The sequence below is a fragment of the Rhodoferax lacus genome (assembly GCF_003415675.1).
Classification (GTDB): domain Bacteria; phylum Pseudomonadota; class Gammaproteobacteria; order Burkholderiales; family Burkholderiaceae_C; genus Allorhodoferax; species Allorhodoferax lacus.
Window position 1 is genome coordinate 49,978 of record NZ_QFZK01000018.1, and the last position, 19,137, is coordinate 69,114.

The 19,137-nt window shown below is 59.5% G+C and carries 18 protein-coding genes; 10 read left to right on the forward strand and 8 right to left on the reverse strand.

Annotation, left to right across the window (positions count from 1 at the left end; genetic code table 11):
* Positions 1-10: 10 nt before the first annotated feature.
* The 8 genes from DIC66_RS19080 to DIC66_RS19120 all read left to right on the forward strand — a co-directional run bounded on the left by DIC66_RS19080 (position 11) and on the right by DIC66_RS19120 (position 10,170).
* Positions 11-808, forward strand: coding sequence for a cytochrome C assembly family protein (locus tag DIC66_RS19080; RefSeq protein WP_117179768.1), 798 nt, complete (start codon positions 11-13; stop codon positions 806-808).
* Positions 805-1,032, forward strand: coding sequence for a PP0621 family protein (locus tag DIC66_RS19085; RefSeq protein ID WP_117179769.1), 228 nt, complete (start codon positions 805-807; stop codon positions 1,030-1,032). The genes DIC66_RS19080 and DIC66_RS19085 overlap by 4 nt, the downstream gene beginning before the upstream one ends.
* Positions 1,033-2,775: a two-component system sensor histidine kinase NtrB gene (locus tag DIC66_RS19090; protein WP_117179770.1), complete on the forward strand. Its 1,743-nt coding sequence runs from the start codon at positions 1,033-1,035 to the stop codon at positions 2,773-2,775. It begins immediately after the preceding gene.
* Positions 2,754-4,250 carry a sigma-54-dependent transcriptional regulator gene (locus tag DIC66_RS19095; protein WP_117179771.1) on the forward strand — a complete coding sequence of 499 codons (1,497 nt, stop codon included), beginning with the start codon at positions 2,754-2,756 and terminating at the stop codon, positions 4,248-4,250. Before DIC66_RS19090 ends, DIC66_RS19095 begins: the two co-directional genes overlap by 22 nt.
* On the forward strand, positions 4,243-4,833 hold the full coding sequence (ampD, locus tag DIC66_RS19100; RefSeq protein ID WP_117179772.1) for a 1,6-anhydro-N-acetylmuramyl-L-alanine amidase AmpD: 591 nt from the start codon (positions 4,243-4,245) through the stop codon (positions 4,831-4,833). The genes DIC66_RS19095 and ampD overlap by 8 nt, the downstream gene beginning before the upstream one ends.
* A 416-nt stretch (positions 4,834-5,249) precedes the next feature.
* Positions 5,250-8,186 carry a ribonucleoside-diphosphate reductase subunit alpha gene (locus tag DIC66_RS19110; protein ID WP_117179774.1) on the forward strand — a complete coding sequence of 979 codons (2,937 nt, stop codon included), beginning with the start codon at positions 5,250-5,252 and terminating at the stop codon, positions 8,184-8,186.
* A gap of 122 nt (positions 8,187-8,308) precedes the next feature.
* The gene (locus DIC66_RS19115; protein ID WP_117179775.1) at positions 8,309-9,520 is read left to right on the forward strand and encodes a ribonucleotide-diphosphate reductase subunit beta; all 1,212 of its coding nucleotides are present in this window, start codon (positions 8,309-8,311) and stop codon (positions 9,518-9,520) included.
* A 170-nt stretch (positions 9,521-9,690) separates the two neighbouring features.
* The gene (locus DIC66_RS19120; RefSeq protein ID WP_117179776.1) at positions 9,691-10,170 is read left to right on the forward strand and encodes a histone H1-like DNA-binding protein; all 480 of its coding nucleotides are present in this window, start codon (positions 9,691-9,693) and stop codon (positions 10,168-10,170) included.
* 57 nt (positions 10,171-10,227) lie between these two features.
* Here the strand turns inward: DIC66_RS19120 and DIC66_RS19125 are convergent, their stop codons facing one another.
* The 6 genes from DIC66_RS19125 to DIC66_RS19150 all read right to left on the reverse strand — a co-directional run bounded on the left by DIC66_RS19125 (position 10,228) and on the right by DIC66_RS19150 (position 15,463).
* On the reverse strand, positions 10,228-11,361 hold the full coding sequence (locus DIC66_RS19125; protein WP_117179777.1) for a zinc-ribbon and DUF3426 domain-containing protein: 1,134 nt from the start codon (positions 11,359-11,361) through the stop codon (positions 10,228-10,230).
* 34 nt (positions 11,362-11,395) lie between these two features.
* Positions 11,396-12,274, reverse strand: a complete 879-nt coding sequence (gene prmA / locus DIC66_RS19130) for a 50S ribosomal protein L11 methyltransferase (RefSeq protein WP_117179778.1) — start codon at positions 12,272-12,274, stop codon at positions 11,396-11,398.
* 11 nt (positions 12,275-12,285) lie between these two features.
* Complete coding sequence (gene accC, locus DIC66_RS19135; protein WP_117179779.1) at positions 12,286-13,635, reverse strand: acetyl-CoA carboxylase biotin carboxylase subunit; 1,350 nt, start codon at positions 13,633-13,635, stop codon at positions 12,286-12,288.
* 18 nt (positions 13,636-13,653) lie between these two features.
* Positions 13,654-14,115, reverse strand: coding sequence for an acetyl-CoA carboxylase biotin carboxyl carrier protein (gene accB, locus DIC66_RS19140; RefSeq protein ID WP_117179791.1), 462 nt, complete (start codon positions 14,113-14,115; stop codon positions 13,654-13,656).
* Between the two features lie 170 nt (positions 14,116-14,285).
* Complete coding sequence (locus DIC66_RS19145) at positions 14,286-14,873, reverse strand: TlpA disulfide reductase family protein (protein WP_117179780.1); 588 nt, start codon at positions 14,871-14,873, stop codon at positions 14,286-14,288.
* On the reverse strand, positions 14,870-15,463 hold the full coding sequence (locus DIC66_RS19150) for a hypothetical protein (RefSeq protein ID WP_117179792.1): 594 nt from the start codon (positions 15,461-15,463) through the stop codon (positions 14,870-14,872). The genes DIC66_RS19145 and DIC66_RS19150 overlap by 4 nt, the downstream gene beginning before the upstream one ends.
* A gap of 106 nt (positions 15,464-15,569) precedes the next feature.
* Here DIC66_RS19150 and DIC66_RS19155 point away from each other — a divergent pair, with 106 nt between their 5' ends.
* Positions 15,570-16,115, forward strand: coding sequence for a hypothetical protein (locus DIC66_RS19155; RefSeq protein WP_147321356.1), 546 nt, complete (start codon positions 15,570-15,572; stop codon positions 16,113-16,115).
* Here DIC66_RS19155 and DIC66_RS19160 read toward each other — a convergent pair.
* On the reverse strand, positions 16,112-17,233 hold the full coding sequence (locus DIC66_RS19160; protein ID WP_117179782.1) for an IS1595 family transposase: 1,122 nt from the start codon (positions 17,231-17,233) through the stop codon (positions 16,112-16,114). The two genes, DIC66_RS19155 and DIC66_RS19160, sit on opposite strands and share 4 nt — an antisense overlap.
* Before the next feature lie 598 nt (positions 17,234-17,831).
* Here DIC66_RS19160 and DIC66_RS19165 point away from each other — a divergent pair.
* Positions 17,832-18,656 (forward strand): hypothetical protein, encoded by an 825-nt coding sequence (locus tag DIC66_RS19165; protein ID WP_147321357.1) that lies wholly within the window; start codon positions 17,832-17,834, stop codon positions 18,654-18,656.
* Positions 18,657-18,773: 117 nt separating this feature from the next.
* Here DIC66_RS19165 and DIC66_RS23160 read toward each other — a convergent pair.
* Positions 18,774-19,137, reverse strand: a 364-nt coding sequence (locus DIC66_RS23160) for a hypothetical protein (RefSeq protein ID WP_158558950.1), incomplete at its 5' end; no start/stop codon positions are given.

A 19,137-nucleotide genomic window follows, 5' to 3' on the forward strand; every position in this document is an offset into this window, starting at 1 on the left:
AACTGTGCACATGATTTTAGCCAGTGCGTCCCCTCTTCCCCTGATCCTTTCGGTTCTGGCCGCATTGGCCTACCTGCTGCCGGCCGCACTGATGCACCGTATGAGCGTACGCAGTGCCCACGCCTGGGTGGCTGTGGCCTGGTTGCTGCAGGGCATCTTGCTTGTCAGCGGGCTGCTGGGTGAGCCGCCCCACTTCGGCTTTGCGCCAGCCCTTTCGGTCACGGCCTGGCTGGTTGCGGCGGTCTACGCGATTGAGAGCCTGATTTATCCGCAGTTGCCAACCCGCTGGACGCTGAGCACGATAGGCGCCGCTGCCGTTCTGTTGGCCTATATGTTCCCGGGCGGACCCATGTCCCCCAGCACCTCGGTGTGGCTGCCACTGCATCTGGCCTTTGGCATTGCCTGCTACGGCCTGTTTGGCATTGCCGTGGTGCATGCCTGGTTCATGAACCATGCAGAAAAGCGCATCCGCCAGGGCAAGGATTCGCAGAGCGGCCTGCCCCTGTTGACGCTGGAGCGCCTGACCTACCGCTTTGTGGCGGCCGGCTTTGTGCTGCTCAGCGCCACCCTGGTGGTGGGCATGCTGTTTGGCGAAGTGGTTTATGGCCACGCCTGGCGCTGGGACCACAAGACTGTGTTCTCGGTGCTGTCCTGGCTGACTTTTGCCGTGCTGCTGGTGGGGCGCACCGGTTTTGGCTGGCGTGGCAAACGCGCCGCCACCATGCTGTACACAGGCTCGGCCTTTTTGCTGCTGGCCTATGTCGGCTCACGCTTTGTGATGGAAATCGTGCTGAGCCGCACCCCATGAAGTTTTTGTTGCTGTTCTTCATCTTCATGGTGCTGCTGTGGCAATGGCGCCAGGCACGCCAACCCAAGGTCAAGCAGGCAAAGCGCAAAAGCGCAGGGCCTGCCGGTGTCGTGGCCATGGTGGAGTGCGCGCAATGCGGCCTGCACCTGCCCGCACACGACGCCATCCAGGGCGCACACGGCCTGTATTGCAGCGCCGCGCACCGCCTGGCGCGGGAGCCCTGAATGGCGCGGGCGTCCACCGAGCGCTCCTGGCTGGGACAGGCAGCACCTTGGGCGGCCGTGATTCACACCGACGACACGCGCGAGTTCTCGCGCATCTGGCAGGGCTTCATGACCGCGCGCCTGACCCTGGGGCTGGTCTTGCTGGCCATGCAGGTCACCATGATGGCCATAGGCACACCGCACAGCAAATGGCTGATCGGCATCAGCCTGGCCTACCTGGCCAGCACGCTGACCACGGGCCTGTTTGGCAAACCCCTGTTTCTGGGCAACAGCTTCAACCGCCACTGGATACGCCTGGTCGGGCTGGATGTGCTGGCCTATTCGTCACTGCAGATTCTGCAAGGCAACACGGTCAACTACACGCCGCTGTTTGCACTGCCCATTTTGCTGGCCTCGGTGCTGGGCTCCCTGCGGCTGGCGCTGGGCACGGCGGCCAGCGTCACCATGCTGCTGCTGGGCAACACCGCACTGGCCTACCTGAATGGCAGCGTGGACACCACCGTATCCCTTTTGCAGGCAGCGCTCACGGGTGTGGGCTATTTTGCAATCGCGCTGCTGGCCAACCAGTTGTCCAGCCGCTTGTCGAGCGAAGGCATGCGGGTGCGCAGCAGCCAGGCAGCGGTCAACCTGCAGCGCCAAGTCAACGAACTGGTGATTGAGTCATTGCCCGATGGCGTGCTGATCGTGGACCGCCAGGGCCTGGTGCGCGCCGCCAACCCGGCAGCGGTGCAGCTGCTGGCCCCCACGCCAGAGCAGAAGGGACCAGTGGCTGACTTGCACCGTGAACCGGCCTGGCAGCCCCTGCTGGAATTGACACACCGGAGCTTTGCACAGGGCCACGGGCAACAGGAAGATGTGACGATCCGGCATGCAGGCCAGGGGCCCCGCCGCATCCACGTGAGCACGCGCCCGACCAATCCGCAGGACCTGGGCGGCGAGAGCCTGTGCGTGTTGTTCCTGCAGGACCAGCGCGAGCTGGAGGCCCGCATGCGCACCGAAAAGCTGGCCAGCATGGGCCGCATGTCCACCGCCGTAGCACACGAGATCCGCAACCCGCTGGCGGCCATCTCCCAGGCCAACGCCCTGCTGGAAGAAGACCTGACAGACCCGCACCACAAGAAGCTCACCCATATGGTGGGACAAAATGCGCAGCGCCTGGCCCAGATCGTCAACGACATACTCAACGCGGCGCGCGCGCAGCCCCAGGATGGCGGGCAAACGCCGCTGCTGGTCAACCTGAACGAGGCGGCAGGCCGGGTTTGCCGTGAGTGGAGTGCGCAAAACACCTGCGAAAAGCGCCTGCAGTACCTGCCTGAGGCACAGAGCATCACGGTGCAATTTGAAGGCGACCACCTGCGCCGGGTGCTGGTCAACCTGCTGGACAATGCACGCCGCTTTGCATCGGACACCCCCGGCTCCATACAGGTGCAGACGCACAGCGTGCCGCAGCACGCCACCCTGCGCGTGTGGAGTGCGGGCCCCCCCATGGACCAGACGGTGGAGCGCCACCTGTTCGAGCCCTTCTTCTCCTCCGAGAGCCGCTCCAGCGGTTTGGGGCTGTATATTTGCCGCCAGCTGTGCGAAGGACATAACGCCAGCATTGCCTACCACCGCAGTGTGCGTGAAGTGGATGGACAGGCCATCGAAGGAAACGAATTTTTTGTGCATTTTGTAAACATTGCCCAGACCCTGCCTGCGGCTGACGAAGCCCACACCACACCATGGCCCACTCCCCTTCCGTGAGCGATATCCAGATCCTGGTCCTCGACGACGAGCCCGATTTGCGCACCCTGTACGAGCTCACGCTCCTGCGCGAGGGCTACCAGGTGGAGGCGGCCGGCACCGTTCAGGAGGCCTGGGACCTGCTCAATGCACGGCGCTTTGACCTGGTGATTACCGACATGCGCCTGCCAGACGGCTCGGGCATCGACTTGCTCAAAGGCGTGCGCGCCCAGCAGCGGCGTGAGCGCTGCATCGTCATCACGGCCTATGGCTCGGCCGAGAATGCAGTGGAGTCGCTCAAGGCGGGCGCTTTTGATTACCTCACCAAGCCAGTGGACCTCAAGCAGTTCAGGGCCGTGGTGGCTGCCGCCGCGCGCGGCACGCAGGCAGCAGGTGCGGGATTCTCTGCCAGCACGTCGGCGCCCCTGTCCGATGGCGGCTCCGGCCACGGCAACAAGGGCGAGCAGGCGCTGGCACGCATGGCCGGTGACTCGGCCGCCATGCGCATGGTGCGTGAACGCATTGTCAAAGTGGCGCGCAGCATGGCGCCGGTGATGGTGCGTGGCGAATCAGGCACCGGCAAGGAACTGGTGGCCAACGCACTGCACGCCAACAGCCACCGCAAGGACGGGCCCTGGATTGCGGTGAACTGCGGCGCGATTCCCGAGAACCTGCTGGAGGCGGAATTTTTCGGCGCCAAAAAGGGCGCTTATACCGGCGCAGCCCAGGACCGCGAGGGCTTCTTTCAGGCCGCCCACGGTGGCACCCTGTTTCTGGACGAGATTGGCGACTTGCCGCTGGCCATGCAGGCCAAACTGCTGCGCGCCATCCAGGAGCGCTGCGTGCGGCCCCTGGGAGGCAACCAGGAAGAGAGTGTGGATGTGCGCATCGTCAGCGCCACGCACAAGGACTTGCCCGCTGAAGTGGCGGCCGGGCGCTTTCGCCAGGATTTGTATTACCGCCTGAATGTGATCGACATCGACATTCCGCCCCTGCGCGAGCGGCCGGAAGACTTGCCCGCACTGTGCCAGGCGCTGCTGGGTCGCATCGCCCGGGATTCGGGCCAACCCGAGCGCCATGTCACTGCCAGCACCGTGGCACGCCTGGCCGGCCTGTCCCTGCAGGGCAATGTGCGCGAGCTGGAAAACATTCTGCACCGTGCGCTGGCGCTGTCAGATGGAGAGACGCTGGAACTGTCTGACCCCACGCACGAGTCGGGCAGCGCCAGCATGCCTTTGAGTGGCCATGTGCCTCTGGGCGCTGGCACGCCATCAAGCGATACGGTGAGCACACCCAGGCAGCCATTGCCAGGCGATTTGCAGGGGTACCTGGATGAGAAGGAACGGCAGATTCTGGTGCGTGCATTGCGCGAAACCGGATTCAACCGCACCCTGGCTGCCAAGTTGCTGGGCCTGACCCTGCGGCAGATCCGCTACCGCATTGCACGGCTCAAGATTGATGCGCCCGACATGCAGGGTGACGAGGCCGATGACTGAGAACACAGTGGGCCTGCCCAAGGCATGGCGGAACGGCTGGTATGCGTTTGCGCGGCCATGCCAGTCCCCCAACTTCGGACCACGCCCACCGCTCACAGCCATTGACCTGGTGGTGCTGCATTCCATCAGCCTGCCACCGGGCCAGTTTGGAGGCAACTGCGTGCAGCAACTGTTCACCAACCAGCTGGACTGGAACGCCCACCCCTACTTCAAGCAGATCGAGGGCCTGCAGGTGTCTGCCCATTTCTTCATCCAGCGCGGCGGCGAGTTGTGGCAGTTTGTGAGCTGCGATGACCGCGCCTGGCATGCCGGGCGCTCGTACTTTGCCGGGCGCGACAACTGCAATGACTTCTCGATCGGTATCGAGCTCGAAGGCCTGGAGGGTGGCAACTTCGAGCCCGCGCAATACGAGACCCTGGCAGCACTGGTGCCCGCTTTGGCCCTGCACTACCCGGTGCGCCACATTGCGGGGCATGAACACATCGCACCGGGCCGCAAGGCCGACCCTGGTCCGGGACTGGACTGGGCCTTTTTGCAACGCTGCACAGGCCTTGATGCTCGGTGTTTTCCCGATGGCAAATAAATAGTCCTGCAGGCGCTTTGCAGGTTTCGCCGATTCGCGTGTCGCGATGGCCCACACCAAGCGCCTGATGCCTTCAAGGTCCGACAGTCAAGAGCCTTGATTGACGCGCGCTTTGCGGCAAAAAACGCCGCCAGACCGCGCCAACTGGTGCGTTGCGAATCGACCCTCAAGCGCCGCAAGGCTTTCACGCAGGCCACGCCTGCAGAACCACCTGCAGCGCCGTCTTTGGCAACGAATTCGCTTGCTCCAGAAGCTCCGTGGTTTTCCGTTGATACACTACCTGTAGTGGCTTGTAAGCATTACAGACCCCAGATATAGTGTGTCCTGTGAACAGGGACGCACCAGGGTCGGCACCCAGACCAGCTGCCTCGAACATCCAGAGCCCCAACAAAAGAATTGATTTAGCAAAGGTAAACATGCAATCTTCCCTAGCCCCCACCGGCAACGTGGCCCACACCGCTCTCCATGCCGCTGACACAAGCCCTTTTGCGGCTGCGCAGGCCAACCCCATGACCCACTACCAGATCATCCGCCGCAACGGCGCGGTGGTGTCCTTCGAGCCCAACAAGATTGCCGTGGCCATGATGAAGGCCTTTTTGGCAGTGCATGGCACCCAGGGCGCGGCCTCGGCCAGCGTGCGCGAAACGGTGGACGTGCTGACCCAGCAGGTGATACGCGCCATGGTGCGCTCGCGCCCGGGCGGCGGCACCTTCCACATTGAAGACGTGCAAGACCAGGTAGAACTCGGCCTGATGCGCGGCGGCCACCACGAGATTGCCCGTGCCTACGTGCTGTACCGCGAGCGCCGCACGCAAGAGCGCGCCAAGCAGGTGGAGCAGGCCCGCCCCGCCGCACCTACTTTGCACGTGCTGGAAAACGGCCAGCGCGTGGCCCTCGATCTGGTGCAACTCCAATCGCGCATTGAGGCCGCCTGTGCCAACCTGGGCGCCGATGTCAAGGCCGACCCCATCGTGGCCGAGACCATGCGCAACCTCTACGACGGCGTGCCCATGGACGAGGTCTACAAGGCCTCCATCCTGGCCGCCCGCACCCTGATCGAAAAAGACCCGGACTACACCTACGCCACCGCCCGCCTGCTGTTCCACACCATCTCGCGCGAGGTGCTGGGCCGCGACGTGGCTCAGGCCGACATGGCCGAGGCCTATGCCGACTACTTCCCCGGCTTTATCAAGAAGGGCGTGGACAACGAACTGCTGGACGAAAAGCTGCTGCAGTTTGACTTGAAGCGTCTGGGCGCAGCGCTGAAATCCGGGCGCGACCTGCAGTTTGACTACCTGGGCCTGCAAACCCTGTATGACCGCTACTTCCTGCACGTGGGCAAGCAGCGCATCGAGCTGCCCCAGGCCTTCTTCATGCGCGTGGCCATGGGCCTGTCGCTGGGCGAGATCGACCGCGAGGCGCGCGCCATCGAGTTCTACGAGGTGCTGTCGTCGTTTGACTTCATGTCCAGCACGCCCACGCTGTTCAACGCCGGCACCCTGCGCTCGCAGTTGTCCAGCTGCTACCTCACCACCGTGCCCGATGACCTGGACGGCATCTACGAATCCATCAAGGAAAACGCCCTGCTCTCCAAGTTTGCCGGCGGCCTGGGCAATGACTGGACCCGCGTGCGCGCGCTTGGCAGCCACATCAAGGGCACCAACGGCGAGTCGCAGGGCGTGGTGCCCTTCCTCAAGGTGGTGAACGACACGGCCGTGGCCGTGAACCAGGGCGGCAAGCGCAAGGGCGCGGTCTGCACCTACCTGGAAACCTGGCACCTGGACATTGAAGAGTTCCTGGAGCTGCGCAAGAACACCGGCGATGACCGCCGCCGCACACACGACATGAACACCGCCAACTGGGTGCCCGACCTGTTCATGCGCCGCGTGATGGAAAAGGGCACCTGGACGCTGTTCTCGCCCTCCAACGTGCCTGACCTGCACGACCTGTTTGGCGCGCCCTTCGAGACGGCCTATGTGGCCTACGAAGCCAAAGCCGCACGCGGCGAGATCACCCCCAGCCGCACCGTGCAGGCCGCTGACCTGTGGCGCAAGATGCTGACCATGCTGTTTGAGACCGGCCACCCCTGGATCACCTACAAGGATGCCTGCAACGTACGCTCGCCCCAGCAACACGCCGGCGTGGTGCACTCCTCCAACCTGTGCACGGAAATCACGCTCAACACCTCCGACACCGAAACGGCCGTGTGCAACCTGGGCTCGGTCAATCTGGTGCACCACCTCAAGGACAGCGACAGCGGAAAAGTGCTGGACCACGACAAGCTCAAGCGCACCATCACCACGGCCATGCGCATGCTGGACAACGTGATCGACATCAACTACTACGCCGTCAAGAAGGCACGCGACTCCAACCTGCGCCACCGCCCGGTGGGCCTGGGCCTGATGGCCTTCCAGGACAGCCTGTATGCGCTGCGCATCCCCTACGCCTCAGACGCTGCGGTGCAGTTCGCTGACGAGTCCATGGAAGCCATCTGCTACTACGCCTACTGGGCCTCCACCGAGTTGGCACGCGAACGTGGCAAGTACTCCAGCTACAAGGGCTCGCTGTGGGACAAGGGCGTGCTGCCGCTGGACACACTGGACCTGCTGTCCCAAGCCCGCGGCGGCTTTGTGGAAGTGGACCGCTCCTCCACCCTGGACTGGGATGCACTGCGCAAGAAAATCGCGGCAGACGGCATGCGCAATTCCAACTGCGTGGCCATCGCACCCACCGCCACCATCTCCAACATCATTGGTGTGGATGCGTCTATTGAGCCCTGCTTTGGCAACCTGTCCGTCAAGTCCAATCTGTCGGGCGAATTCACCGTGATCAACAGCTACCTGGTGCGCGACCTCAAGCGCCTGGGGCTGTGGGATGACGTGATGGTGATGGACCTCAAACACTTCGACGGCTCGCTGCAACCCATCGACCGCGTACCCCAGGAAGTCAAGCAGTTGTATGCCACTGCCTTCGAGGTGGAAACGCAGTGGCTGGTGGAAGCCGCAGCGCGCCGCCAGAAGTGGATTGACCAGGCACAGTCGCTCAATATTTATATGGCCGGTGCTTCGGGCAAGAAGCTCGACGAGACCTACAAGCTGGCCTGGCTGCGCGGTCTGAAAACCACCTACTACCTGCGCACCATGTCCGCCACGCACGCCGAGAAATCCACCGTGAGCGCGGGCCGCATGAACGCAGTCTCTTCGGGTGGTGACAGCGGCGGTGCAACCCGGATGTCGGGTGCCATGGAGGCGGCCGCCGCAGCGGCACAGGCGCAGATGGCGCTCTCGGAAAACGCTGCCACCGATATCCGTTTCTGCGGCGTGGATGACCCCACTTGCGAGTCCTGCCAGTGATGTCTAGACAAGCATCGCAGGCATGTCCGCGATGCTTATCCACAACATTTTTTTGCAGTGAGACACAAGAGCGCTTTGCTTTTTATTTCACTGCTCCCATAATCCGCTGATTGGAAACCTATATGTTGACCTGGGACGAAGAAGTCAAGCCCTCACAGCCATCAAACTTTGCACGTACGACGCAGCCCGCTGCGCCGCTGACGCAAGACAACGCTTCCCTTGAAATACGCACGCTGGATGACGGCGCACGGGTTGCAGCCGCAGTCTCCACACCGGCTTACACATCTCCCATCAAACCCCTGTTGAAAGAAGCCGCGCGCCGCGTGAGTGCTGCCGACAAACGCATCATCAACGGCCAGACCGATGTGAACCAACTGGTTCCCTTCAAGTACAAATGGGCCTGGGAAAAATACCTGGCCAGCTGCGCCAACCACTGGATGCCGCAAGAGGTCAACATGACGCGCGACATCGCGCTCTGGAAGACGCCTGGCGGTCTGACGGAAGATGAGCGTCGCATCGTCAAGCGCAACTTGGGCTTCTTTGTCACGGCTGACTCGCTGGCTGCCAACAACATCGTGCTGGGCACCTACCGCCACATCACCGCGCCCGAGTGCCGCCAGTTCCTGTTGCGCCAGGCCTTTGAAGAAGCGATTCATACGCACGCCTACCAGTACATCGTGGAGTCGCTGGGCCTGGACGAGGGCGAGATCTTCAACGCCTACAACGAGGTGCAGTCCATCCGCGACAAGGACCAGTTCCTGATCCCCTTCATCGAAGCCATCATGGACCCCAACTTCCATACCGGTACGCTACAGACCGACCAGACGCTACTCAAGAGCCTGATCGTGTTCGCCTGCCTGATGGAAGGCCTGTTCTTCTACGTAGGCTTCACGCAGATCCTGGCGCTGGGCCGCCAGAACAAGATGACTGGTGCCGCTGAGCAGTACCAGTACATCCTGCGCGACGAGTCGATGCACTGCAACTTCGGCATCGACCTGATCAACCAGCTCAAGGCTGAAAACCCCCAGCTGTGGACACCCGAGTTCAAGGCCGAAATCAAGGCTTTGTTTGAGCGCGCCACTGAGCTCGAATACCGCTATGCCGAAGACACCATGCCGCGTGGCGTGCTGGGCATGAATGCGTCCATGTTCAAGGGCTATCTGCGCTACATCGCCAACCGCCGCGCCACCCAGATCGGACTGGAGCCGCTCTTCCCCAATGAAGAGAACCCCTTCCCCTGGATGAGCGAGATGATTGACCTGAAGAAAGAGCGCAATTTCTTCGAGACCCGCGTGATTGAGTACCAATCCGGCGGCGCGCTTTCCTGGGATTGATAGCCCACCATGTTTTTTAGAATTTCACAGCCGCACAACCGCCCCGAAGAGGGCGCAGTGCGGATGTGTCACCCCGTTCATGCCGCTGGGAAACTGCCCAACGGTATGAATCGCTTCCTGCAATCCAACGCGCAAGAAGCGCTCTTTGTTATCTGATCAAGGAGAAAATTATGGCAACTGCAAAAAAACCGGCCGCAAAAAAGGCCGCACCCGCGAAAAAAGCACCCGCTAAGAAAGTAGCAGCAAAGAAGGCCGCTCCGGCCAAGAAGGCAGCTCCCGCCAAGAAGGTAGCCGCCAAGAAAGCCGCTCCGGCCAAAAAGGCAGCTCCCGCCAAAAAGGTAGCCGCCAAGAAAGCTGCTCCGGCCAAGAAGGCAGCTCCCGCCAAGAAAGCAGCTCCCGCTGCCAAGAAGGCTGTTGCGAAGAAGCCAGCGGCTAAAAAGGCTGTAGCCAAGAAGGCAGCTCCCGCTGCCAAGAAAGCTGCTGCCAAAAAGCCAGCCGCCAAGAAGCCAGCCGCCAAAAAAGCAGCCAAGAAGCCGGCTGCGAAGAAAGCCGCGAAAGCACCCGCTGCCGCAGCACCTGCTGCCCCTGCCGCTCAGACCACTCTGAACCCGCAGGCCGCTTGGCCATTCCCCACGGCAAGCAAACCCTGATCGAACAGGGCAAGAAGCCCGGCACCGCAAGGTGTCGGGTTTTTTTTCGCCTGCATTTCAGGGGTAGAAGGCCAGCAGTTTGTAGCCGGCAATTTTTTCAGGGGTAGCACCTGGCTTGACGCTGACCGGCAGGGTGGTAACCAACTCCGCGCCTGCCGACATGGACGCCTTGTCGCTCAGTTCGCCAGGCATCAGCACGCGGCGCAAGACGGGTTTGTCCTGCGTGTCGGTGAGCGTGATCTCCAGCGCCGGGGTAGCCAGGGCGGTTGCTGCGGAGTTCTTCAAGGTCGCGTGCAGTAGATAGACACCGGGACGCACACTGGTAAAGGCCGAACTATCGATGGCAATGGATTCAATGTCCCGTGGCGCTGAGACCGTACATGCCAAGAGCTCACAACCCGCCAGGAGCAGGGGATGCAAGGCTGGCGAGGCAGCGGCAATGCGGTCACGCTCCAGGAACAGCACTTGCACCACCAGCAGCAATCCCAGCACACTGCACAGGGCAAACAAGGCTTTTCTACCAAGCCAAGAGCCCGTATTTGGCACCCGGTTGGCAGACTCCATAAAGGAGGGCGCAGGATCATCAGGTGGCACTTGAGACGGCGCAACCTTGGCTTGCTCTGCATCAGCGTCGCCGGTCGCCAGGCCGGCATAGACCGTTGGCGCCCAATCATCTTCCAGGGCTGACAACGCCGGCGAAATTGAAGACCCGGCCGCCTGGGCCTCACTGTGCAGGTCGGCCATCAACAAAGGATCTGTTTCCAGGCTGTAGGCCTGCGGCTCTGGGGCTGCGTCTGCCTCAGTGCCTGTCATGGGATCTGGCTCGTACGCACCCAGTGGTGTTGCTTGTGCCGAGTCAGCCAGAACAGCACCCCAGTCATAGGCCGGCTCGGTATTCGCATGTACTGGCATCATCACCGTAGACGCATAGGTGCTGGATGCTGGTTCTGCAACAGCTTGCGGCTCAGGCCATGCAGGCGGGGTATGGGAAGAAGGTGCGGATGGGTGCGGCGAAGGCACCGGTGCTGGCACGTAGGCGCTGAGCGGCTCCTCCAGGCTGCGTAAATGGGCGTTGGCGTCGAACACCTCATCACATTGGCCGCAACGCACCCAACCTTCCGAAATCCGAAGCTGGTCCGGCACGACGCGAAACATCGTGGAGCATGCCGGGCATTGGGTGATCAGACTCATGTGCGACTCATTGTAGAGCGCGCCACGTAATTGCCTAGATAGTAGCTGTCATGAGGATCCAGCCGTCCTCCGAGTCGCTGAACGTGAGCTGTCCATACGGCGCATAGGCCGCCTTGAGCTCGTCAGCCTGGCGCTCCAGAATGCCAGCAAGCACCAATTGCCCACCCTTCTCCACATGGGAGCACAGCAACGGAGCCAAGACCTTCAGCGGTGTGGCCAGGATGTTCGCCAACACCAATCCAAAGACGCCCACTGCCTTGTCAGGCAGCCCGGCGACCAGGGCCACGCGGTTGGCCTCGGCGTTCAGCTCGGTGGACTGCACGGCCGCTTCATCGATATCCACTGCCAGCACTTCCTGGGCGCCGTATTTGGAGGCACCAATAGCCAGAATGCCGGAGCCGCAGCCATAGTCCAGCACGCGCGCGGGCACGGCGTGGGTGGCAATCCAGCGCAGGCACATGCGGGTGGTGGGGTGGGTGCCAGTGCCAAAGGCCAGACCGGGGTCCAGGCGGATGACCTGTTGGGCCTGCGCTGGCGGCTCATGCCAGGTGGGCACGATCCAGAACTCGGGAGTGATCTCCACCGGCGCAAACTGTGACTGGGTCAGCCGCACCCAGTCCTGGTCCGGCACCGCATTGATGCCCAGTACCTGGCAGGTATCAAAAAAATCCTGCGCCTGCAGCAAGGCAGCGGCTTCGCGTGCCACGTCTTCCTTGTCAAACAGGGCGATCACGCGTGAGCGCTGCCAGCCCTCCTTGGGCGCCGGCATGCCGGGCTCGCCAAACAGGGCCTGCTCGGCATCGGTCTGGGCATCGGCGTCTTCCACGCTGACGCTCAGCGCGTCCAGCGCGTCCAGGGCGTCGCTCAAGCTCTCCACCCGGTCCTCGGGGCACATCAGCCGCAGTTCAAACATGCGAAACCTTCTTAGCGCTTGTGCTGTTCAAGCCAATGTTCCAGGTAATGGATATTGGTGCCACCGGCCATGAATTTGGCGTCCACCATCAGCTCGCGGTGCAGCGGGATGTTGGTGTTGATACCTTCGACCACCGTTTCCGCAAGCGCCGTGCGCATGCGGGCCATGGCCTGCTCACGGGTGTCGCCGTGCACAATGATCTTGCCGATCATGGAGTCGTAATTGGGCGGTACAAAGTAGTTGGTGTACACATGCGAATCCACCCGCACGCCAGGCCCGCCCGGTGCATGCCACATGGTCACGCGCCCCGGAGACGGCGTGAACTTGTAGGGGTCTTCGGCATTCACCCGGCATTCAATGGCGTGGCCGCGCATTACGATGTCGCGCTGGCTGAAAGGCAGCTTTTCGCCGGCCGCCACCATGATCTGGGTGCGCACGATGTCCACACCGGTCACCATTTCGGTCACCGGGTGCTCCACCTGCACGCGGGTGTTCATTTCAATGAAGTAGAACTCGCCGTCTTCATAGAGAAACTCGAAGGTCCCGGCACCGCGGTAGCCAATCTTCTTGCAGGCCGCCACGCAGCGCTCACCGATGCGCTCGATCAGCTTGCGGTTGATGCCCGGTGCCGGCGACTCTTCCAGCACCTTTTGGTGGCGCCGCTGCATGGAGCAGTCGCGCTCGCCCAGATAGACAGCATTCTTGTGCTTGTCGGCAATGATCTGGATTTCGACGTGGCGCGGGTTCTGCAGGAACTTTTCCATGTAGACCGCAGGATTGCCAAAGGCCGCTCCGGCCTCGGCCTTGGTCATCTGCACCGCGTTGATCAGTGCCGCCTCGGTGTGGACCACGCGCATGCCGCGCCCACCGCCGCCGCCCGCAGCCTTGATGATGACGGGATAACCCACCGTCTTGGCGATGCGGCGGATACTGGCCGGGTCATCGGGCAGTTCGCCCTCGGAGCCGGGCACGCAGGGCACACCGGCGCGGATCATGGCCTGCTTGGCCGAGACCTTGTCACCCATGATGCGGATGGACTCGGGCGTGGGGCCAATGAACTGAAAACCGCTTTTTTCCACACGCTCGGCAAAGTCGGCGTTTTCACTCAGGAAACCGTAGCCGGGGTGAATCGCCTCGGCATCTGTCACCTCGGCGGCCGAGATGATGGCGGGCATATTCAGATAGCTTTGTGCCGAGGAGGCCGGGCCAATGCAGACGGCTTCTTCTGCCAGCCTGACGTACTTGGCGTCCCGATCTGCCTCGGAATACACCATGACCGCCTTGATACCCAGCTCACGGCAGGCGCGCTGTATCCGCAACGCAATCTCGCCACGGTTGGCGACCAGTATTTTTTTGAACATGGACTAAAGAGGCCCCGCTTATTCGATGATGAAGAGTGGCTGGCCGTACTCGACCGCCTGCCCGTTCTCACACAAAATCTTGGTAATGGTTCCCGACTTGTCGGCCTCGATTTCATTGAGGATCTTCATGGCCTCGATGATGCAAATGGTCTCGCCTTCCTTGATGCTGTCACCAACTTCGGCAAACGCCTTGGCGCCGGGAGAGGACGAGCGGTAGAAAGTGCCCACCATGGGGGACTTGACGGTGTGTCCTGCAGCCACCTCTTCCACTGCGAGAGCAGCAGATACGGGAGGGGCTACGGGCGCCTGCTGGGGGGGCGCCTGCTGCACCTGCTGGTACACCGGTTGGTGATATCCCTGCACCATGGCGCCGCCACCCTTGACGATGCGTACCTTGCCTTCAGCCTCCGTTATTTCCAGCTCTGACACGTTTGAGTCAGACACCAGATCAATCAGGGTCTTGAGTTTTCGTAAATCCATGGGGGTCTCCAACAACTTTCGGTAATAGGGCTCTAATTTACAACAAAATTTGATAAAAATCTGTAAATTAATTCATGTCACAGCCAAGGCCCATTGCATAAATGGGAAAGCTGCGTACCCGCAAAAGGAAAAGTCCAGGGGTTTGGCAGCTTGGGAAGGGCTGGAGTGCGCTATTTTAACTGAGCCCAGACGTCCAAATCCGCTTGCGACAATTTGCCAAGCCGGCGCTGCAAGATCGTGCCATTGGCGCCCACCAGCAAAGAATAGGGCAATGCCCCATAGGGGTTGCCCAGTTGGGTCCAGAGCTCGGTACTGGTCGCACCGGCCATGCCAATGGGGTAGCTAACCGGCGTTCTTGTCATGAAGGTAGAAACGGCGGTCGGCTTGTCAATCGCCAGGCCAAGAACCTGCCATCCGTCAGTTTGATGCTTGTCAAAAAAATTATTGATCAAAGGCATTTCTTCAACACAAGGCGGACACCAGGTTGCCCAGAAATTGATCAGCAAGGGTTTGCCGCGGAAGGACTGCAGGCGCACCGGCGTGCCCTGTGGTGAATCCCACTGCAGATCCCAGAAGCCTTCGGGGGGCTGAATGGCCAGCGCAGAGTCCGGGCTATGGCGCTTGCGCCACCAGGCGAAACCAGCTCCTGCGCCAGCGGCCACCAAGCCGGCCGCCGCCAGCAAGAGCGTGCGCCTGGGTTTGTCGGCTGGCAGGGCGGCGCCTGCAAGTGGGCTCGAATTGTTTTCAGTTTCGCTCATAGCCCCCCATCATGCAGCAAACTCTGCAAGGCTGCCGCGTCACCGCGGGGCTTGCGCCCACGCCCATCGGGCTTCAAGGCACCGCGCAAGTCGTCATAGTCATACACCATCAGGTGCACGCCCACGTGCACGGCCAAGGCAGGCAGGCTGGCGTGCACACTGAGCGCGTCTACGGTTTCGCCATGAAAGCCGGTGACCGAACTGACCTCGAAGCGCACACCCATATCAATCAGCGCAATTTCGGCCGACTTGGGGTCATCACAAAATAGCTGGATAAAGACATCCGAGTGGCGTGTAGCCGTGCCCCGCCAGACGGCGCCGCCGAGATGCGGCCGGAAGCGCTCCAGCCGCTGCAACCATTCCAGCGCCAGTACCCGGAGTGCGCGCAATTCCGCTGGCTGGGACTCGGCGCAAAAAATGGCAATGTATTCTTCTACTGCCAGTTCGACCTGCTCGTTGTCTGGCAAGGCCGAACGCGCTGACAGACCCAGCTGCTTGCTGGCACGGCGTTTGGCTGGACCATATTCCAGGCCCTCTTCCACCACCAGCCGGGCGGCGGTGGAGGCAATTTCTTCTTTGACGGAATCCATGCGCGCATTGTGCACAATCGCGCCATTCGGTAGCTGTCGCCCATTACGAAACTGAGGGGTAATTGGTACTCTCACGCCAATGAGAAGACCAAATATCCCCCAATCTTTGAACTGGCTGATCAGGCGCAGAGCGCACCTGTCCGGTGAACTAATTCGGCTTGAACAGAAAGAATTAGTGCGTAACGCGATGGATAAGGCCTACGTGGCAGACCTTATCCAGAAGTTAGCAGAAGCCAGGAAGATGATAAAGACACACGCAGGTGTCCATGCAGAGCTTCGCAGGCCACTATTGGAGAAACGAGCTGCGATTGACCTAGTGCTGGGTCAACATGAAATCAAAATTGATCCCAATTCAATTGCCCCGGTCAAGACTCGCGCTAAAGCGTCTATTGCAAAACATGGCCGGATGACCAAGGATGCATACGCATACCTAAGCCGAGCAAAAGGTGTTCCATGTACGGGGACGCAAGTTGCATCGTACATCGCCCATTCGTATGGCATTGAATACGACACCGCTGAGTTTGCCGACCTTCGCAAACGTGTACAACAGAGCCTGAGGCATCTCGGAAAGAAGCGCCGAGCGAAAAATGTCTCAGGTGCACGTGGAAAGCGTGAGGGTCTTTGGATCCTAGTGCCCGATGCGCCGCCCTAAGTAACCACCTCGTACTCACCAGCGCGGTTAATTCCCTGCCAGTACCCTCGCCACCACTTGGATAGACCGGTATTAAAGAGCCTCCCCATCAGGTCCTTCAGCTTTTCATGCTCTGTGGTGCGCCGCATATCCTCCCGCCAGGCGAACTCCTGAGCATAGTCCATCAGGTATTTGGGACGGTATCCATGGAAAGTTCCGTACTCAGCACGGCGCATGCGGGTGAAGAAGCTTTCCGCCTGGTTCTCATTGACGCCATCAGGATCAACATATTGGAAGGCATGCTGCACAGACCGGTGGTCATACCAGGTAGACAGAACAGTGTAGGCGGCATTTTCGTCCGTCATGATGGTGGACTTCTCTTCCACCAACTGACGTGCCAACTTGGCTGCCACGTCAGCGTTTTCCGAATAGGCGATTGCAACACGTGTTTTTACAGCGCCATTCCCTTTTTCAGGGTGTATCTCACGCAAAACCATAACCACGCGCCTAAGCTTCATGCGCTTTGCCCAGTTTTTAGCCTCCTGCTTATTGCGCGGCTTGCGATTTGGAAATGGATCTCCGTTAAGCCGAGCCTGGATAGCAGCTTGCTTATCTGCGGGAGTGGACTTCAGGCGAACATTAGCCTTACGGGGCTTGCCGCAGAAATACCCTCCGTCTACTTCAATCACGCCGGTCAGAATCTCGTCATCCCGTTCGGTCAGAAGCACCTCACGCAGCTTACCTGTGAGTGCAGTAGCAGTCTTGTCCTGCATATCAAGCAAACGGCTCATGAACAGCGCTGGTACGCCCTTAGCAGATGCTGTGTAGAGGGAGAAAGCCATCATTAGCTTCTTGAATTCCATCTTGCGGTCGGCAAACGGGGAGTTCACCATGGGAGAGAAATGGTGATGGCACGACCGACACCGCAATTGGCCACGTTTCAACCTGGCATATGGACGATCAATGGTTCCGCAATCCGGACACACAACCTTTTCGATGTTTCCCCACCTGAGTTCCACGAACTTCCAGAAACACTCTTCTTCCGACATCTGAGCAATATCCCAGAGCGTGAAGTCACGGACTTCTTTGCTCAATAGGAAATGCTGACCGCGCGGCTCTCCCTGCACATTGTGTTGCATGATTTTTTGTTCCCGAAAAGTGGCTTGAGAGCGCCCTCCAATAAATTGAAGGGGCGACCGTCTACCGCCCGCGCAAGAGGCAGGCGATCCGGGACGTGACGAATCAATTCGGCCTTTTAAAACCGCTTGACGTCACTTACAAAGAGCGCATAATTCATGCAACAAGCCGCGTTCCAAGCACTTGTGCACAAACTTCAGGCCTGGCAGTAGCTCCAACTACAGCTAGGCTTTGTGCTTTCTGACCCCGGCAATTTCTTTGTTGTATCTATCCGGTGTCCATTTCCATCCCCTGTATTTGCTGCATGTGGACCGCGACAGTTGTTGGTAATGCAATCAAAAGCAGACGACTTCATTCACCCAAAACTCACACTGGCACCGATGAGTTCTTAGGGGAAGAAGTTCATTTTCTGAAGCACTTCTGTCCTTAGATGGGAGGTTACTAAGGTGACTTTTTGAGAAAAGTTGCAGAACTCGTTTATGCACGTTAAGATTCTTATCTTGCATTTATGGCTTTTGGTGCATGACTTCTATTAATCCCCGTGGGCGTCCTATAACGAAGGTCGTAGATCGCCTGAGAGTTGCCATGTGGAGCGCTGCTGTGATTCATATCAGCGGCATCCAAGATGCAAAGGCGTTTGAAGAAAACCTTGCCGAAAAGCACAATATCCAGATTGGTAAAGGGCTATGGGCGCGCTACTTGCGCGGGGATGTGGTCCCGCATGGGGCGCTTAGCGGTTCCAAGACATCACTTCCACATCGCCTAGAAGCCATCTACCCAGGTACTGCCAAGAACTTCTATGACGTCATGTGGACATTGCTGGACTGGACATCTGACATTGACCTGGACACGCTGAGAGCAACATACATCTCCCTTGGTGATGAAGTTGCAGTTCACTTTGTTTCCAAGGTGCCAGTTGGGCGCGAGCGTGTTTACCCCATGGGCGCCAGTTTCTGGCACATGAACAAGACTGTGGACGAGCGCAAACGGCTGCTGAGATCCTTTAATCCAAGGATTAGGCTTCTCGTAGGGCTTCTTGAAGCAAGGATGGCTTTCGCAGCCCAGCGCCCAGAGCCCTTTGTACACATCCTACTGGAGGCATGCACTGCTTGCGGTGAAATGCATAAAAGCCAGGTTGCAGCCGGAAATCCCGTGGCCCGCCTGATGCTGATGATGGAGGGGTTATGTTTGGATGCGCTGCTGATCCATGTGATCGATCAGATTACAGATAATCCCAAAATAATTGAGTTACAGGGTAAGTCTATCGAAAAGACTGGTCTCTGGGTCTGGAAATGCGCAGACTATCTGAAATCACTTCCAAAGAAATCCAAGCTTGATTTAATTGATAGCTTGAAATCGGAAATTGCGTCCTGCGCAGAGGTGGACTTTGAGAGAATAATTGATTCTACAAAATACCAAAAATAGTACCGATGCAATATCTTCTGCAAATTGCAAGAACATTGCTCATGGGATGGTATTTTTACTAACTCATCCCATCATCCAGTCGTAGGAGCTTGTAGTCATCCAGTTCGTCAGAACTGATCATGTAGACCAGCCTGTGGGGTCAAAGTATTCCACCACATTGTTGATCTTTATCTCAATGGTTTGTGGGCTTTTTGAGTTGCGCAACTTACCATCTTCATTCCACACTCTTTTGAATGCTTGGCTAAGAGTGAGATCAGATGGCCCGATATCTACATTCATCTTTTCTGACCAACTTTGAGACTTCCAATTTTCATGAAGTTGCTGTGCTTGCGCCTTGTCTGTGGTCTCTAGGGGTGTTGGCGCCGATTGAATCTTGACCACCTGTGCCGATCGAATTTTGACCAGGGGCTTTTGCTGACAGCATGACTGCCAACTGTGGATAACTATAGTCTCTTGCTGGTTTTGCTGACTCCTTTTGAAT

Coding starts and splice junctions, on each gene's coding strand:
- DIC66_RS19080 (WP_117179768.1), top strand. CDS start 11: ATGATTTTAGCCAGTGCGTCCCCTCTTCCCCTGATCCTTTCGGTTCTG.
- DIC66_RS19085 (WP_117179769.1), top strand. CDS start 805: ATGAAGTTTTTGTTGCTGTTCTTCATCTTCATGGTGCTGCTGTGGCAA.
- DIC66_RS19090 (WP_117179770.1), top strand. CDS start 1,033: ATGGCGCGGGCGTCCACCGAGCGCTCCTGGCTGGGACAGGCAGCACCT.
- DIC66_RS19095 (WP_117179771.1), top strand. CDS start 2,754: ATGGCCCACTCCCCTTCCGTGAGCGATATCCAGATCCTGGTCCTCGAC.
- ampD (WP_117179772.1), top strand. CDS start 4,243: ATGACTGAGAACACAGTGGGCCTGCCCAAGGCATGGCGGAACGGCTGG.
- DIC66_RS19110 (WP_117179774.1), top strand. CDS start 5,250: ATGCAATCTTCCCTAGCCCCCACCGGCAACGTGGCCCACACCGCTCTC.
- DIC66_RS19115 (WP_117179775.1), top strand. CDS start 8,309: ATGTTGACCTGGGACGAAGAAGTCAAGCCCTCACAGCCATCAAACTTT.
- DIC66_RS19120 (WP_117179776.1), top strand. CDS start 9,691: ATGGCAACTGCAAAAAAACCGGCCGCAAAAAAGGCCGCACCCGCGAAA.
- DIC66_RS19125 (WP_117179777.1), bottom strand. CDS start 11,361: ATGAGTCTGATCACCCAATGCCCGGCATGCTCCACGATGTTTCGCGTC.
- prmA (WP_117179778.1), bottom strand. CDS start 12,274: ATGTTTGAACTGCGGCTGATGTGCCCCGAGGACCGGGTGGAGAGCTTG.
- accC (WP_117179779.1), bottom strand. CDS start 13,635: ATGTTCAAAAAAATACTGGTCGCCAACCGTGGCGAGATTGCGTTGCGG.
- accB (WP_117179791.1), bottom strand. CDS start 14,115: ATGGATTTACGAAAACTCAAGACCCTGATTGATCTGGTGTCTGACTCA.
- DIC66_RS19145 (WP_117179780.1), bottom strand. CDS start 14,873: ATGAGCGAAACTGAAAACAATTCGAGCCCACTTGCAGGCGCCGCCCTG.
- DIC66_RS19150 (WP_117179792.1), bottom strand. CDS start 15,463: ATGGATTCCGTCAAAGAAGAAATTGCCTCCACCGCCGCCCGGCTGGTG.
- DIC66_RS19160 (WP_117179782.1), bottom strand. CDS start 17,233: ATGCAACACAATGTGCAGGGAGAGCCGCGCGGTCAGCATTTCCTATTG.